General features: G+C 70.8%; 18 protein-coding genes. 17 read left to right on the top strand and 1 reads right to left on the bottom strand.

Annotated features, from left to right (window positions below; all coding sequences use genetic code 11):
* Positions 1-40: 40 nt before the first annotated feature.
* The 9 genes from rpsH (at position 41) to map (ending at position 5717) form a co-directional block, all read left to right on the top strand.
* Positions 41-439: a 30S ribosomal protein S8 gene (gene rpsH, locus AAEP86_RS02635; protein ID WP_058725384.1), complete on the top strand. Its 399-nt coding sequence runs from the start codon at positions 41-43 to the stop codon at positions 437-439.
* A 6-nt stretch (positions 440-445) separates the two neighbouring features.
* A complete protein-coding gene (gene rplF / locus AAEP86_RS02630; RefSeq protein ID WP_420369009.1) occupies positions 446-982 on the top strand; it encodes a 50S ribosomal protein L6 in 537 nt (178 codons plus the stop codon).
* Between the two features lie 2 nt (positions 983-984).
* Entirely contained in the window at positions 985-1356 is a 372-nt protein-coding gene (gene rplR, locus AAEP86_RS02625) for a 50S ribosomal protein L18 (RefSeq protein WP_092094206.1), read from the top strand.
* A complete protein-coding gene (gene rpsE / locus AAEP86_RS02620; protein ID WP_420369008.1) occupies positions 1353-2174 on the top strand; it encodes a 30S ribosomal protein S5 in 822 nt (273 codons plus the stop codon). Before rplR ends, rpsE begins: the two co-directional genes overlap by 4 nt.
* Positions 2174-2359 (top strand): 50S ribosomal protein L30, encoded by a 186-nt coding sequence (rpmD, locus tag AAEP86_RS02615; protein ID WP_022906355.1) that lies wholly within the window; start codon positions 2174-2176, stop codon positions 2357-2359. Before rpsE ends, rpmD begins: the two co-directional genes overlap by 1 nt.
* Positions 2356-2820, top strand: a complete 465-nt coding sequence (gene rplO, locus AAEP86_RS02610; protein WP_420369007.1) for a 50S ribosomal protein L15 — start codon at positions 2356-2358, stop codon at positions 2818-2820. Before rpmD ends, rplO begins: the two co-directional genes overlap by 4 nt.
* A gap of 147 nt (positions 2821-2967) precedes the next feature.
* Complete coding sequence (gene secY, locus AAEP86_RS02605; RefSeq protein WP_071292533.1) at positions 2968-4290, top strand: preprotein translocase subunit SecY; 1323 nt, start codon at positions 2968-2970, stop codon at positions 4288-4290.
* A complete protein-coding gene (locus tag AAEP86_RS02600) occupies positions 4287-4877 on the top strand; it encodes an adenylate kinase (protein ID WP_420369006.1) in 591 nt (196 codons plus the stop codon). Before secY ends, AAEP86_RS02600 begins: the two co-directional genes overlap by 4 nt.
* 6 nt (positions 4878-4883) lie before the next feature.
* A complete protein-coding gene (map, locus tag AAEP86_RS02595; protein ID WP_420369005.1) occupies positions 4884-5717 on the top strand; it encodes a type I methionyl aminopeptidase in 834 nt (277 codons plus the stop codon).
* Between the two features lie 199 nt (positions 5718-5916).
* Here the strand turns inward: map and AAEP86_RS02590 are convergent, their stop codons facing one another.
* Positions 5917-7200 (bottom strand): LCP family protein, encoded by a 1284-nt coding sequence (locus tag AAEP86_RS02590; RefSeq protein WP_420369004.1) that lies wholly within the window; start codon positions 7198-7200, stop codon positions 5917-5919.
* A 310-nt stretch (positions 7201-7510) separates the two neighbouring features.
* Between AAEP86_RS02590 and infA the strand changes: the two genes are divergently transcribed.
* The 8 genes from infA to AAEP86_RS02550 all read left to right on the top strand — a co-directional run bounded on the left by infA (position 7511) and on the right by AAEP86_RS02550 (position 15355).
* Positions 7511-7732 (top strand): translation initiation factor IF-1, encoded by a 222-nt coding sequence (gene infA / locus AAEP86_RS02585; RefSeq protein ID WP_017885509.1) that lies wholly within the window; start codon positions 7511-7513, stop codon positions 7730-7732.
* A gap of 70 nt (positions 7733-7802) precedes the next feature.
* Positions 7803-7919 carry a 50S ribosomal protein L36 gene (gene rpmJ, locus AAEP86_RS02580; protein WP_022903266.1) on the top strand — a complete coding sequence of 39 codons (117 nt, stop codon included), beginning with the start codon at positions 7803-7805 and terminating at the stop codon, positions 7917-7919.
* Positions 7920-8081: 162 nt separating this feature from the next.
* Positions 8082-8456, top strand: a complete 375-nt coding sequence (gene rpsM / locus AAEP86_RS02575; protein ID WP_058728274.1) for a 30S ribosomal protein S13 — start codon at positions 8082-8084, stop codon at positions 8454-8456.
* A gap of 9 nt (positions 8457-8465) precedes the next feature.
* Positions 8466-8864: a 30S ribosomal protein S11 gene (gene rpsK / locus AAEP86_RS02570; RefSeq protein WP_017885507.1), complete on the top strand. Its 399-nt coding sequence runs from the start codon at positions 8466-8468 to the stop codon at positions 8862-8864.
* Between the two features lie 205 nt (positions 8865-9069).
* Positions 9070-10065 (top strand): DNA-directed RNA polymerase subunit alpha, encoded by a 996-nt coding sequence (locus AAEP86_RS02565; RefSeq protein WP_079237370.1) that lies wholly within the window; start codon positions 9070-9072, stop codon positions 10063-10065.
* Between the two features lie 68 nt (positions 10066-10133).
* Entirely contained in the window at positions 10134-10715 is a 582-nt protein-coding gene (gene rplQ, locus AAEP86_RS02560; protein ID WP_420369003.1) for a 50S ribosomal protein L17, read from the top strand.
* Between the two features lie 213 nt (positions 10716-10928).
* A complete protein-coding gene (locus AAEP86_RS02555; RefSeq protein WP_420369002.1) occupies positions 10929-12047 on the top strand; it encodes an FUSC family protein in 1119 nt (372 codons plus the stop codon).
* 50 nt (positions 12048-12097) lie between these two features.
* A complete protein-coding gene (locus AAEP86_RS02550; RefSeq protein WP_420369001.1) occupies positions 12098-15355 on the top strand; it encodes a BTAD domain-containing putative transcriptional regulator in 3258 nt (1085 codons plus the stop codon).
* Positions 15356-15360 lie beyond the last annotated feature (5 nt).

The following is a 15360-nucleotide window of genomic DNA, read 5'->3' as shown; positions in this document are numbered from 1 at the left end:
GGAACGGGTGTCGAAACCAGGCGAAGAATGGACGACCATCATGACGATGACCGATCCGGTCGCAGACATGCTGACCAGATTGCGGAACGCGAACTCGGCGCACCACGACGCCGTCTCGCTTCCCAGCTCCAAGCTGAAGAAGAACATCGCTGAGATCCTCAAGCGCGAGGGTTACATCAGCGAGTGGAAGATCGAGGACGCCCGCGTCGGGCAGACCCTCACGATCGACCTGAAGTACGGCCCCGAGCGCGAGCGTTCGATCGCCGGCATCAAGCGCGTCTCGAAGCCCGGTCTCCGGGTCTACGCGAAGTCGACGGAGATCCCCCAGGTCCTCGGTGGCCTCGGCGTGGCGATCCTCTCGACCTCGTCGGGACTGCTCACCGACCGTGAAGCCGAGCAGAAGGGCGTGGGTGGGGAAGTCCTCGCCTACGTGTGGTGATCGACAATGTCTCGAATCGGACGTCTTCCCATTGACATCCCCGCTGGCGTGACCGTCTCCATCGACGGCCAGAACGTCGCGGTCAAGGGCCCGAAGGGCGAGCTCGCGCTCGTCGTCGCGGAGCCCATCCAGGCCAAGGTCGAGGAGAACCAGGTCCTCGTCACCCGTCCGGACGACGAGCGCAGCTCGCGTGCGCTGCACGGCCTGACCCGCACCCTCATCGCGAACAACATCGTCGGTGTCACCGAGGGCTACTCCAAGGGCCTCGAGGTCGTCGGCACCGGTTACCGCGTGCAGGCGAAGGGCAACAACGTCGAGTTCGCGCTCGGGTACTCCCACCCGATCACGGTCGAGCCGCCGGCGGGCATCAGCTTCACCGTCGAGGGCAACAACAAGCTGACCGTCATCGGCATCGACAAGCAGTCCGTCGGCGAGGTCGCTGCGAACATCCGCAAGCTGCGGAAGCCGGAGCCCTACAAGGGCAAGGGCGTCCGCTACGCGGGCGAGATCGTGCGCCGCAAGGCCGGAAAGTCAGGTAAGTGATCATGGCCATCGGAATCCGAGGCAAGAGCAAGTCGGCCGCCAAGGCGCGCCGTCACAACCGTCTCCGCAAGAAGATCACCGGCACCGAGTCGCGTCCGCGTCTCGCCGTCACCCGCTCGTCGCGTCACGTGTTCGTGCAGGTCATCGACGACGCCAAGGGTCACACCCTCGCCAGCGCGTCGACGATGGAGGCCGACCTCCGTTCGTTCGACGGCGACAAGACGGCCAAGGCCCGTCGCGTCGGCGAGCTCCTCGCCGAGCGCGCCAAGGCAGCCGGCGTCGAGGCCGTGGTCTTCGACCGCGGTGGAAGCAAGTACGCCGGTCGCGTCGCCGCGATCGCCGATGGTGCCCGTGAAGGAGGGCTGAACCTGTGAGCGACATCGCGAACACGAACGAAGACGCCAACGTCGAGTCGACCGAGGCCACCGAGCCCACGGAGACCACCGAGGCGACGGAGACCACCGAGGCCACGAGCACGACGGCCCCCGCGGCCAAGGAGCCCGAGGTCCCGGTCGTCGAGCGTCCCGTCGAGACCGCCGCGGGTTCGGCATCGAACAACCGCGACTCCGCCGACAACCGAGGCCGCCGTGGTGGCGGTCGCGACCGTCAGCAGGGTGGCGGCCGTGGCAACGACCGCAACGGTCGGGGTGGCGACAGCCAGTTCCTCGAGCGCGTCGTGACCATCAACCGCGTCTCCAAGGTCGTCAAGGGTGGTCGTCGCTTCAGCTTCACCGCGCTCGTCGTCGTCGGTGACGGCAACGGTCTCGTCGGTGTCGGCTACGGCAAGGCCCGCGAGGTCCCGACCGCCATCTCGAAGGGCGTCGAGGAAGCGAAGAAGAACTTCTTCCGCGTCCCCCGCGTCGGCAACACGATCCCGCACCCGGTGCAGGGCGAGGCCGCTGCCGGCGTCGTGCTGCTCCGTCCGGCTGCTGCCGGTACCGGTGTCATCGCCGGTGGTCCGGTCCGCGCCGTCCTCGAGTGCGCCGGCATCCACGACGTCCTGAGCAAGTCGCTCGGTTCGTCGAACACGATCAACATCGTGCACGCGACCGTCACGGCGCTGCAGCAGCTCGAGGAGCCCCGTGCGGTCGCAAGCCGTCGCGGTCTCCCGGTGGACCGGGTCGTCCCGGACCGTCTGCTCCAGGCCGAGGCCGCTGCTCTGCGTGCCGCGTCCGAGAAGGCAGGTGCGTGATGGCGATGCTGAAGATCACGCAGACGAAGTCCGTTATCAGCGAGAAGCAGTACCAGCGCGACACGCTCCGCAGCCTGGGTCTCAAGCGCATCGGCCGTACGGTCCTGCGTGAGGACAACGCCCAGAACCGCGGGTACGTCGCAACGGTGGCGCACCTCGTGAAGGTCGAGGAGGTCGACGCATGAGCGACGAGAAGAACGAGCGCGTGCAGGTGCTGAAGTTGCACCACCTCCGCCCCGCTGCGGGTGCCAAGAAGGCACGTACCCGCGTCGGTCGTGGTGAGGGCTCGAAGGGCAAGACCGCCGGCCGTGGTACCAAGGGTCAGAAGGCTCGTTACCAGGTCAAGGTCGGCTTCGAGGGTGGGCAGATGCCGCTGCACATGCGCACCCCGAAGCTCCGCGGGTTCAAGAACCCGTTCCGCGTCGAGTACCAGGTCGTGAACCTGGACAAGATCGCGGAGCTCTACCCGAACGGTGGCGACGTCACCGTTGCGGACCTGGTCGCCAAGGGCGCCGTCCGCAAGAACGAGAAGGTCAAGGTTCTCGGTCAGGGTGACATCAGCGTGAAGCTCACGGTCTCGGTCGACAAGGTCTCGGCGTCCGCCGCCGAGAAGATCGCGGCTGCTGGCGGCACCGTCTCCCAGTAACCCCCGTCGGCGGCCCGTGCGTTTGCGCACGGGCCGCCGTTACGGTTTCCTTGACAGTGGTCGGCGTCCGTCGGCCAGGTCGGCCCTGCCGACCACACCGGTGACGGCCCTCGTCCGGGTCGCCGGTCCCAGAAGTTCGGAGTCCTCGTGTTCAGAGCGGTCGCGCGCATCATGCGCACCCCAGATCTTCGCAAGAAGATCGGCTTCACCCTCGCGATCATCGCGCTGTTCCGCCTGGGGTCCTACATCCCGGCACCGTTCGTCGACTACTCGGCCGTGCAGACCTGTCTCGCCAGTGCTTCGTCGTCCGGCGGTCTCTACGACCTGATCAACCTGTTCTCCGGCGGCGCGCTGCTGAAGCTCTCGGTCTTCGCGCTCGGCATCATGCCGTACATCACGTCGTCGATCATCGTGCAGCTGCTCCGCGTGGTCATCCCGCACTTCGACGCCCTCTACAAGGAGGGCCAGTCCGGCCAGGCCAAGCTGACGCAGTACACGCGCTACCTCACCATCGCGCTGGGCGTGCTGCAGTCCACCACCCTGATCACGGTCGCCCGCTCCGGCGCCCTCTTCGGCACGAACGCGTCGTCCTCCTGCTCGTCGATCATCTCGAACGACAGCTGGTACGCGATCATGCTCATGGTCGTCACGCTCACCGCCGGTACCGGCCTCATCATGTGGATGGGCGAGCTCGTCACCGAGCGCGGCATCGGCAACGGCATGTCCCTGCTGATCTTCACGTCGATCGCGGCGCAGTTCCCGTCGGCGCTCTGGGCGATCGAGCAGTCGCAGTCCTTCGAGCTCTTCCTCTTCGTGATCCTCGTCGGCCTCGTGATCATGATGGCGGTCGTGTTCGTCGAGCAGTCGCAGCGGCGCATCCCCGTCCAGTACGCCAAGCGCATGGTCGGTCGGCGCACGTACGGCGGCAACAACACGTACATCCCGATCAAGGTGAACATGGCCGGCGTCGTGCCCGTCATCTTCGCCTCGTCGCTGCTCTACCTGCCGGCCCTGGTCGCGCAGTTCAACCAGCCCTCCGACGGCACCGAGCCGGCCGCGTGGGTGACCTGGATCCAGTCGAACCTCACCTCGGGCGACAACTGGTTCTACATGGTCCTGTACTTCCTGCTCATCGTCGGCTTCACGTACTTCTACGTCGCGATCACCTTCAACCCCGAAGAGGTCGCCGACAACATGAAGAAGTACGGCGGCTTCATCCCGGGCATCCGGGCCGGCCGGCCGACGGCCGAGTACCTCGACTACGTCCTGACCCGGGTGACGTTGCCCGGCTCGCTCTACCTCGGTCTCATCGCGCTCATCCCACTGGCAGCACTGGCGCTGTTCGGTGCGAACCAGAACTTCCCGTTCGGTGGCGCGAGCATCCTCATCATCGTGGGTGTCGGTCTCGAGACCGTGAAGCAGATCGACTCGCAGCTGCAGCAACGTCACTACGAAGGGCTTCTCCGTTGAGCGCACGTCTCATCATCGTCGGACCCCCCGGAGCGGGGAAGGGCACCCAGGCCGGCCGCATCGCCGAGTCCTTCGGGATCCCCGCCGTCTCCACGGGCGACATCTTCCGCAAGAACGTCGCAGAGGGCACCCCGCTCGGCGTGCAGGCGAAGGCGATCATGGACGCGGGCGACTACGTCCCGGACTCCCTCACCAACGAGCTCGTGAAGTCGCGGCTGGACGAGGCCGACGCGCGTGACGGGTTCCTCCTCGACGGCTACCCCCGCACCGTCGGGCAGGTCGAGTACCTCGACGCGCTCCTCGCCGAGCAGGGCACCGGGATCGACGCGGTCATCCAGCTCGTGGCCGACCAGGACGAGCTCGTCGGTCGCCTCCTGAAGCGTGCCGAGCAGCAGGGTCGCAGCGACGACAACGAGGAGACGATCCGTCGTCGCCAGCAGGTGTACACGGAGCAGACGGCGCCGATCGTGAACGCGTACGGCGAGCGTGGGCTCGTGGTGGACGTCGACGGGCTCGGCGGCATCGACGAGGTGGGCGACCGCATCCAGACGGCGCTCTCGTCGCGCGGGCTGACCGCGGGCGTCTGACGCTCCGTGGTCCGTCTCCGCAAGCCCTCGATCTACAAGACCCCCGAGGAGCTCCGCGCCATGGTGCGCCCGGGGCTCCTCACCGAGGCTGCGCTGGTCGCCGTCCGTGCGGCCGCCCGCCCCGGTGTCTCGACCGGTGAACTCGACGCGATCGCCGAGGCCGTGATCCGCGACGGCGGCGGCGTCCCGAACTTCCAGCTCGTCCCCGGCTACCGCCACACGCTGTGCGTGTCCGTCAACGACGAGATCGTGCACGGCATCCCCGGCGACCGCGTCCTGGAGCCCGGCGACATCGTGTCCGTCGATGCCGGCGCCGAGGTGGACGGCTGGAACGGCGACAGCGCCTTCACCACGGTCGTCCCCGGGGGCGATGCCGCCCTGTCCGCGGCGCGGCAGACGCTCTGCGACACGACCGAACGCGCGCTCTGGCACGGCATCGCCGCGCTCGCGCACGCGAAGAACCTCCACGAGGTCGGCGACGCGGTGGAGGACGCCATCGACGAGACCGGCGCCTGGGGCATCGTCGAGGACTTCACCGGCCACGGCATCGGACGCTCGATGCACGAGGAACCCCCGGTCTTCAACTACCGTGTCCGCGGCGCCGGCCCTGCCGTCAAGCCCGGACTGGTCGTGGCGATCGAGCCGATGGTCACCGCGGGCACGATCGACAGCTCGACGGACGACGACGACTGGACGGTCCGCACGCTCGACGGATCCGACGCGGCGCACTGGGAGCACAGCGTCGCCGTGCACGCGGGCGGCATCTGGGTCCTGACGGCCGCCGACGGCGGCGCTGCGGGGCTGGCCCCGCTGGGTGTGACGCCCGTCCCGATCGCGTAGGACGCGCCTCCCGCCCGGTGGGCTGCCAGGAGGCGCGACTGCGTCGGCCGCGCCGGTCCAGTCACCAGTCCGGTGGGCTGCCAGGAGGCGCGACCGCGTCTGCCTCGCTGCTCCAGCCACCAGTCCGGTGGGCTGCCAGGAGGCGCGACCGCGTCGGCCGCGCCGCTCCGCCCACAGGTCGGCCGGTGCCGGACCGGCCTCAGTCGTTCCCGACGGAGCAGGTCTGCTCGGACGCGCTCTGACCGGTGATGGACGACGGCAGCGGCGTCGACGTCGGGGTGGCGGCCGACGTCGCCGCACCGCTCGCCGACGAGGACGCTGAGGAGGACCCGGACGACGGAGCCGCCGACCCCCCGGAGCTGCCGGTCGCCGGAGCAGTCGTCGCGCTCGACCCCGCGGTGGGCGACTCCTCCGAGGCCCGGCCCGTCGTCGAGTCGCTCAGCGAGGTCTTCTGGTCGTTCTGCAGCGCCACGTTCAGTGTGTGTGCGGCGTCCTGGTCGACGATCACCCGGGCACGGTCTGCGGGGTCGTCCGCGACGGGGTACTGCACGAAGAGCATGTTCGCCGTGCTCATCCCGCGCAGTGCGCCGGCGAGCCCGACCAGGGTCTGGGTCTGGGCGAGGCCGTCCGACAGCGTCATGTTCGACAGTGCCGCACCGGCCAGCTTGTAGAGCGTGATCGGGTTCGACAGGGTGCCGTCGGAGGTGACCTTGCGGAGCAGCGCGGACAGGAAGACCTGCTGCGAGCTGATCCGGGCGAGGTCGCTGCCGTCGCCGACGCCGTGCCGGGTGCGCAGGAAGGCGAGGGCGTCCGAGCCCTCGAGGTTGTGCGACCCCGCGGTCAGGTGGAGGCCCGTGTAGGTGTCGTTGATCGGGTCGGCGACGCAGACGTCCACCCCGCCGAGCGCGTTGGACATCTCGATGACGCCGTCGAAGGTGATGAGGCCCGCGTAGGGGATGCTGAGGCCCGTCAGGTTCTCGACGGTGTCGACCACGCACGAGACGCCGCCGTTGCCGAGCGCGGTGTTGAACTGGGCCGACGTCGCCGCGGGGTAGGTCGTCCCGGTCTCGGGGTTCGAGCACGCCGGGATCGGCACCATCAGGTCGCGCGGGAAGCTGATCGCGGTGAGCTGTTGGTGGTCCTGCGAGATGTGGATGAGCATCGTGACGTCGTTGCGCGCGCCCTGCACGTCGTCCGCGGAGTCGAACTGGCCGACGCGGGTGTCGCTGCCGATGAGGAGGATGTTCGCGCCGCCCTTGATCGCCGTGATGTCGGCGGTCTGCGCGGTGCTCTGGTCGTCGGTGCTCAGCTTCACGGTGGTCGGGGCGCTCGCGAGCTGCGCGCCGGCGATCGCGGCGACGCTCGTCCCGCTGACCAGGACGACGGCCAGCGCCGAGGCGACGACCGACGCCGCGGTCGCCCATCCGCGTCGGCGGGGGAGCCGTCCGTGTCGGGCGAGTGGTCCTCGGGTGGCGTGCGGCACGTGGTCTCCGTTCGGGGGGCCGGCGCGGGCGGCCGGTGGGCTCAGCGAGGTCACGCTAGGGGCCGACGACTGGCGACGGCCAGGAACGAGCCGTCAAAGCACTGTGGGACACTCACTCTGCCTGCCGCGGCGCGCGGACGGGAGCCCCAGACGTGGGGCCGCCGAGGGGACTTCCCCGTCCGCACTTGGCAATCCTGGGTCTATCACATAAGATCGATCTTTGGTGTGCCGTGCCTTCTTTGGCGTGGCGCCCGACCCGCAGACCGGCTCGGGGATCACACCGGCAATCCAACCAAGCGACAGTGAGGCTATGGCCAAGAAAGACGGCGTCATCGAGATCGAGGGCTCGGTGCTCGAAGCTCTGCCCAACGCGATGTTCCGCGTTGAGCTGACCAACGGACACAAGGTCCTCGCGCACATCTCCGGGAAGATGCGCCAGCACTACATCCGCATCCTCCCCGAGGACCGCGTGATCGTGGAGCTGAGCCCGTACGACCTGACCCGCGGCCGGATCGTCTACCGCTACAAGTGATCCGCGAGCTGGAAAGGAACGGCTCGGCAATCCTGCCGGGCACGAAGCCAGCGAGCACGAGGAAACAACAATGAAGGTCAACCCCAGCGTCAAGCCCATCTGCGAGCACTGCCGAGTGATCCGTCGCAAGGGCCGCGTCATGGTGATCTGCAAGAGCAACCCGCGTCACAAGCAGCGCCAGGGCTAGTCCCGGCTGCCTGACCGGATCGCCCTCGGGCGGCTGCGCGCAGGAACCACAACTCAACATCGAACGCAGTACCAAGAACCGCGCGAGCGGGGACACCTCGGGTCGGAGGCCCGAGCACCGGTACTGCTCCACACCTCCATCGACAACAGGAGCAGCCAGCACATGGCACGTCTAGCAGGCGTCGACATCCCGCGCGAGAAGCGCGTGGAGATCGCACTCACGTACATCTACGGCGTCGGCCGTACCCGCGCGGTCCAGGCACTCGCCGAGACCGGTATCTCCGGTGACATCCGCGTCAAGGACCTGACCGACGACCAGCTCGTCGCCCTCCGTGACTTCATCGAGGGCAACTTCAAGGTGGAGGGTGACCTCCGCCGTGAGGTCGCCGCCGACATCCGCCGCAAGGTCGAGATCGGTAGCTACGAGGGTCTTCGCCACCGTCGTGGTCTCCCGGTGCGCGGTCAGCGCACCAAGACCAACGCGCGTACCCGCAAGGGACCGAAGCGCACCGTGGCAGGCAAGAAGAAGGCTCGATAGGAGACCCCGATGGCTACCCCCAAGACTGCCGCGCGCAAGCCGCGCCGCAAGGAGAAGAAGAACGTCGCCGTGGGCCAGGCCCACATCAAGAGCACGTTCAACAACACGATCGTCAGCATCACCGACCCGTCGGGTGCCGTCCTCAGCTGGGCGTCCTCGGGTGCCGTGGGCTTCAAGGGTTCGCGCAAGTCGACGCCGTTCGCGGCGCAGCTCGCCGCCGAGTCCGCTGCGCGTCAGGCGCAGGAGCACGGCGTCAAGAAGGTCGACGTGTTCGTCAAGGGTCCGGGTTCGGGCCGCGAGACCGCGATCCGCTCCCTCCAGGCCGCTGGCCTCGAGGTCGGCTCGATCAACGACGTCACGCCGCAGGCGCACAACGGGTGCCGCCCGCCCAAGCGCCGTCGCGTCTGACGCGAGGAGCAACAGGCCGCGCCCTGCTCGTCCCCTGACCGGATCCGCTCCGGCAGGGGCGGGCGGGGCCCGCGGCCATTCCTGGTCGTTCGATCGCGTACGTCAGTGCGCGTGATCACAACTCAACAGACCCGTCGGGGCCCGGTCGGCCCCGTCGTACCGCCGAGTGTCATATAGCGGACACTCCGCCGAAAGGAATCCCACAGTGCTCATTGCACAGCGCCCCACCCTGACCGAGGAATCGATCTCCGAGTTCCGCTCGCGCTTCGTCATCGAGCCGCTCGAGCCGGGCTTCGGGTACACCCTCGGCAACTCGCTGCGCCGCACGCTCCTCTCCTCGATCCCCGGCGCGGCTGTCACCAGCATCCGCATCGACGGCGTCCTCCACGAGTTCAGCACCGTCCCGGGTGTCAAGGAAGACGTCACCGAGATCATCCTCAACATCAAGAGCCTGGTCGTCTCCAGCGAGCACGACGAGCCGATCACCGCCTACCTGCGCAAGCAGGGTGCCGGTCAGGTCACGGCCGCGGACATCTCCGCGCCGGCCGGCGTCGAGATCCACAACCCGGACCTCGTCATCGCGACCCTGAACGACACCGCGCGCTTCGAGCTGGAGCTGACGATCGAGCGTGGCCGCGGCTACGTCTCGGCGACCCAGAACCGCTCGGAGTTCAGCGAGGCCGGTCAGATCCCGATCGACTCGATCTACTCCCCGGTCCTCAAGGTCACCTACCGCGTCGAGGCGACGCGTGCCGGTGAGCGCACGGACTTCGACCGCCTGGTCGTCGACGTCGAGTCGAAGCCGGCCATCACGCCGCGCGACGCCATCGCATCGGCCGGCCGGACGCTCGTCGAGCTGTTCGGGCTCGCCCGCGAGCTCAACACGGCGGCCGAGGGCATCGAGATCGGCCCCGCGCCGGTCGACGCGGTGCTCTCGAACGAGCTGCAGACCCCGATCGAGGACCTGGACCTGTCGGTCCGCAGCTACAACTGCCTCAAGCGGGAGGGCATCAACACGGTGTCCGAGCTCGTCGCCCTGTCGGAGACGCAGCTCATGAACATCCGCAACTTCGGTCAGAAGTCGGTGGACGAGGTCAAGGACAAGCTCACCGAGCTCGGCCTGTCCCTCAAGGACACCGTCCCCGGATTCGACGGCGCCCACTTCTACAGCGGGTACGACGAGGACGAGTCCAACAACTGACCTCGCGCTGATGCGCACGCGCGCCGCTGACGCAGCGCGCACCACTCTTTCACCACTGGAGAACTGACATGCCGAAGCCCACCAAGGGCCCCCGCCTCGGTGGCGGTCCCGCCCACGAGCGCCTGCTCCTGAGCAACCTCGCCAACGCCCTCTTCACGCACGGTCGCATCACGACCACCGAGACGAAGGCCAAGCGCCTCCGTCCGGTCGCCGAGCGGCTCATCACGTTCGCGAAGCGCGGCGACCTGCACGCTCGTCGTCGGGTCATCGCGGCGCTGCGCGACAAGTCCGTCGTGCACACGCTGTTCACCGAGATCGCGCCGCAGGTCGCCGAGCGTCAGGGTGGCTACACGCGCATCACGAAGCTCGGCTTCCGCAAGGGCGACAACGCTCCCCTCGCGTCGATCGAGCTCGTCCTCGAGCCGGTGTCGGGTACGCCCGCCCCGGTGACCCGCACCACGGCCCCGGCTGCTGCTGCGCCGGTCGAGGAGCCCACGGCGGACGAGACCACGGACGAGGTCCCCGTCGAGGAGACCGAGAGCACCGAGGAGTCCGCACCGGTCGAGACCGAGACCGAGACCGCGGCTGCTGCCGAGGTCGAGGAGGACGCTGCTGCGAAGTCGGACGACGCGAAGTCGGACGACAAGTAGGACCCAGCACCACCACGAGGACGCCCCCGCGACACGTGTCGCGGGGGCGTCCTCGTGTTCCGGCGTGACCGGTGGACGGACGCCAGGCGCGGGACGGGCCCGTCCCGCGCCTCCCGTCCGGTCCGTGGTCGCGTCCACGGACCGCGGACCCGACCGTCCTGTCAGCCCACCACCCGTACCGTGATGGCCCGTCGGGCCGACCGAGAGGAACACATGCGCTTCGAGCACGTCGCGGGGTTGGGGACCCGCCTGTGGCGCTGGAGCCGCGTCTCGGGGACCCAGCCGCGCCTGCTGCACGCCGCGAAGGCGGTGGCCGCTGCCGTGATCGCGTGGTTCATCGCGCGGCACGTCCCGGGTGTGGCCGCTGAGTACCCGTACTACGCACCGCTCGGCGCCGTCGTGGCGATGCAGACGACCGTGTTCGCGGGCATCCGCAGCGGCGTGCAGACCCTCGTCGGCATCGCGCTCGGCATCGTCATCGCCGGCTTCACGATGTGGGTGGGCGACCCCGGTTTCCTGGCCGTCGCCCTGGCGGTGGGGATCGGTGTCCTCGTCGGTGGCTTCCGCGTCCTCGGCGAGGGGAGCTCGTGGGTGTCGACCGCGGCGCTCTTCGTCCTGCTCGTCGGCGGGGCGCACGCCGAGGGGTACTCGCTCGGCTACCTCGTGCAGATGGCCGTCGGGGTGGCCGTCGGCCTGCTCGTCAACTTCCTCGTCTTCCCGCCGCTGCACTTCTGGGACGCCGAGCACCGCATCGACGCGGTCAACGGCGTGCTGGCGGACCACCTGGAGGGGCTCGCGGACGTCCTCGAGGAGGGCACGCGCGACGAGAAGGCGTGGGACCACCAGCAGGACCGGCTCGACCGGGCGATCGCCGACGTGCGCTCCCGGGTGTCCATCGCCCACGAGAGCCGCAAGCTCAACCCGCGCGGCGCGCTCCGCGGGTCCCGGGCACGCCTGCAGCAGGACGGCGCCCGCTTCCGGGCACTGGAACGCGTTGCCTGGTACACGACGGACCTCACCGAGCTCGTCGCACGCTCCGGCCCGGTGTCCGAGGGACTCGGCCGGCCCGACCCGGCGTTCGCGGAGCCGCTGGCGAAGGCGCTGCGGCAGCTGTCCTGCGTGATCCGCGGGGAGTGCCCGGAGGAGGAGGGCGACGAGGCCATCGCCGAGGTGGAGCGCGCGCTCGACGCCTCGCGGGAGAACCCGTCGCACGTGGCGGTGACGTCGGCGGCGTTGGTCGCGCTCCGGGGCATCGTGGAGTCGGAGCGTCGGGCGACCGCCGACGTCGACACCCGCACCGGACCGTCCGCGTTCCGCTCGCCGCGCGGCTGACCGACGTCCACGGACCGCGGGCCGGCGCCGTCCGTCCGTAGACTCGCACCGTGCCCGAGCAACCCCGCGTCGCCGTCCTCGGACCCGTGACGGTCGCGGGCCCGTCCGGCGTGCCGACTCCCGTGACCGGTGCGCTCGCGCGGTCCTTCCTCGCCGCGCTGGTCCTCGCGCGGGGCCACGCCGTCACCACCGAGGCGCTCATCGACGAGCTCTGGCCGGCGGACCAGCCCCGTGGCGCCCGGGCAGCCCTGCAGACGCTCGTGTCCCGACTGCGGCGGGCGTCGCAGGAGGGGCTCGTCGTGTCCACGAGCACCGGGTACGCCCTCGGCTGCGACCCCGACGAGGTCGACCTCACGCGGGCCGAGCGTGCCGCGGTCGAACCCGCCGCCGCCGAGCCCGCCGCCGCGCACGACGTCCGAGCCGCGCTCGACCTCTGGCGGGGGACCCCGGGGGACGACGTCGACGGTGACCTCGGCGCGACGCTCGCCGCCCGGGCCGCCGCGGCACGACGGGCGCTCCGCCGTGCCCTCGGCACCACGTTGCTCGACGCCGGGCACGCCGACGAGGCGGTGGACGTCTGGACGGCGGAGGCCGCGGCGAACCCCCTCGACGAGGTGGCGGTCGCCGGGTGCATGCGCGCGCTCGTGGCCGCCGGACGGACCGCCGAGGCACTCGCCGCCTTCGCCGCGCACCGGGACCGCCTGGTCGAGGAACTCGGTGCCGACCCGTCCGCCGACCTGGTGCGGCTCAACGCCGACCTGCTCCGACGCTCCGCGGCGGACACCGGTCGTGCGCGCCGGATCGGGCTCCGGGCCGCGCCGACGGCGCTCGTCGGACGGCAGGACGACCTCGACTCGGTCACCGACCTGCTGTCGCGGAACCGGCTCGTGACGATCCTCGGAGCCGGAGGCCTCGGGAAGACCCGGCTCGCGCAGGCCGTCGCGGCCGAGGTGCCCGCGGACTACGGCGTGGTCGTGTCCGAACTGGCCCCGCTCGCCCAGGCGGACGTCGTCCCGGCGCTCGGTGCGCTGCTCGGCATCGCGGAGTTCCGCACCGCGCGGTCGTTGCACGACGTCGTCGTCGCCGACCTGCGCAGCCGCGTCGTCCGCGCACTCGCCGACGGCCCGACGCTCCTGGTGCTCGACAACTGCGAGCACATCGTGGACGCGGTCGCCGCACTCGCCGCCGACCTGCTGGCCGCCGCACCCGAGCTGCGGATCCTGACCACCTCGCGCGCCCCGCTCGCGATCGCCGGTGAGGTCGTCGCGCCCCTGGCGCCGCTGCCGGTCGAGGCGGACGGCGCCGCGGTCCGCCTGTTCACCGAGCGGGCCCGCGCCGCCCGACCCGGTGCCGTGCTGCCCGTCGACGCGGTCCGGCGCATCTGCACGCGGCTCGACGGGTCGCCCCTCGCCATCGAGCTCGCCGCCGCCCGGATCCGGGGCATGAGCACCGACGACATCGAACGGCGCCTCGACGACCGGTTCGCGCTGCTCCGTGGCGGCGACCGGACCGCCCCGGAACGCCACCGCACGCTGCTCGCGGTCATCGAGTGGAGCTGGCGGCTGCTCGGCGACGGCGCCCAGGACCTGCTCACCCGTCTCGCGCTGTTCCCGGACGGGCTCGCCGTCGACGCAGTCGAAGCGGTCGCTGCGCCCGAGCGGCGGGACGACGCACTCGACGACCTGGCGGAGCTCGTCGAGCAGTCCCTCGTGCAGCTCGTCGAGCACGAGGGCGAGCCCGTCCGTCACCGCCTGCTGGAGACCGTCCGCGAGTTCGGGGCCGCCCGCCTCGACGAGCGGGGTGCGACCGCGGCGGTGCGGACGGCGATGATCGGGTGGGGGCGGGACTTCGCCGCGGCGCGCAACCTGTTCACCACGACGGGAGCGTCGCAGCTGCGGTGGTTCCGCGAGGTCGGCCGCGAGGCGGACAACCTCGTCGTGCTGCTCCGGTGGGCGCTCGTCGACGAGGACACACCGGCCGCCACGCAGGTCTTCGCGGCGCTCGGCGGGTACTGGACGCTCCGCGGTGCGCACGGCGAGGTCGTGGCCGTCGCACCGGACCTCGTGCGGCTCCTCCGCCGCGAGCCCCCGCGGTCGGAGGACCACGCCGCCGCGACGGTCGCGCTCCTGCTGAGCGGGGCATCGGCCGTCTTCACCGACCGACGCACCGCCGCCCGTGCGATCTCCGCGCTCCGCCGGCTCGTCCGGACGGGTACGACCGGGCACCCGCCCCTGGACGCGCAGGCCGCGCTGCTGCTGACCCTCGGCCGACCGGAAGCGGGCGCGGCACTGCTCGCCCGGTACCGCGAGGACCCGGACGACGGCGTCGCCTGCCTCGCGCTCCTGCTCAGCGCACCCCTCGCCGAGAACGACGGCGCCTTCGCGGACGCCCTGCGGTACGCCCGACGTGCCGAGACGCTGGCCGAACGGGTCGGCGACGCCTGGACGCGGGGGAGCGTCGCCGTCACGACGACCCAGCTCCTCGCGCAGAACGGGCAGCACGCCCGGGCCCTCGAGGTGGCGGAGGTCGCACGGGGACGGCTCGAGACCTTCGGGGCCGAGGACGACCTGTACGAGATCGGGTGGACCGTGGGGCTGTGTGCTGCGGCGACGGGCGACGTGGCCACGGCGCGGGCGGTCGCGGCGGACCTCGGCAACCAGCCGGTCGCGAACCGCGGCGGCTTCGAGGACGAGGCGGCCCAGGTCGGGGTCCTCGCGAGGGCGATCGAGGCGGAGTGCCGGAGGAGCGAGGGCGACGTCGACGGCGGCGCGGCCCGCTACCGCGAGGCGTGGGACTTCGTGCTGCCGCGCCGGAAGCGGACGCAGAACTGGTGGCTGACGGCCGGGGCGGCGCTCCTCGCCGCCGAGGACGAGGCCGCAGCCACCCGGCCCGAGCGGGCCGCCGGGACCCGTGCCGAGACCAGCGTCGCGACCCGGTCGGGCGGGGCCGAGCCGAGCCTCCCGGCGGTCGACCTGGCGCGTCGCCTGCGGGTCGGCGCCCTGGTGATGATGCGCCTGCACCCCTGGTGGCTCGACCTGCCCGTGATCGGCTCCGCGATCGTCGGGCTGGCGATCGTCGCGGCCCGCTCCGGGCGGCCCGAGACCGCCGCGCGGTGCTGGGGGATCGCGCGGCGCGTCGGTGCGCGGCAGGACTTCGCGGTGCTCGCCCACGACCGGGTGCGGCGCGTGCTCGCGGACGCCGTCGGCGACGACCTGCTGGCGGACGCCGAGACGGCCTCGGCCGGGTGGGACCGGGCCGAGGCCGTCGAACGGATCCGGGAGCTGCTGGAGGACACCGGCCTCCGCTGAGCGCC

This window comes from Curtobacterium sp. L1-20, assembly GCF_048755855.1.
Lineage (GTDB): Bacteria > Actinomycetota > Actinomycetes > Actinomycetales > Microbacteriaceae > Curtobacterium.
This window is presented reverse-complemented; position numbering and strand designations above follow the sequence as displayed.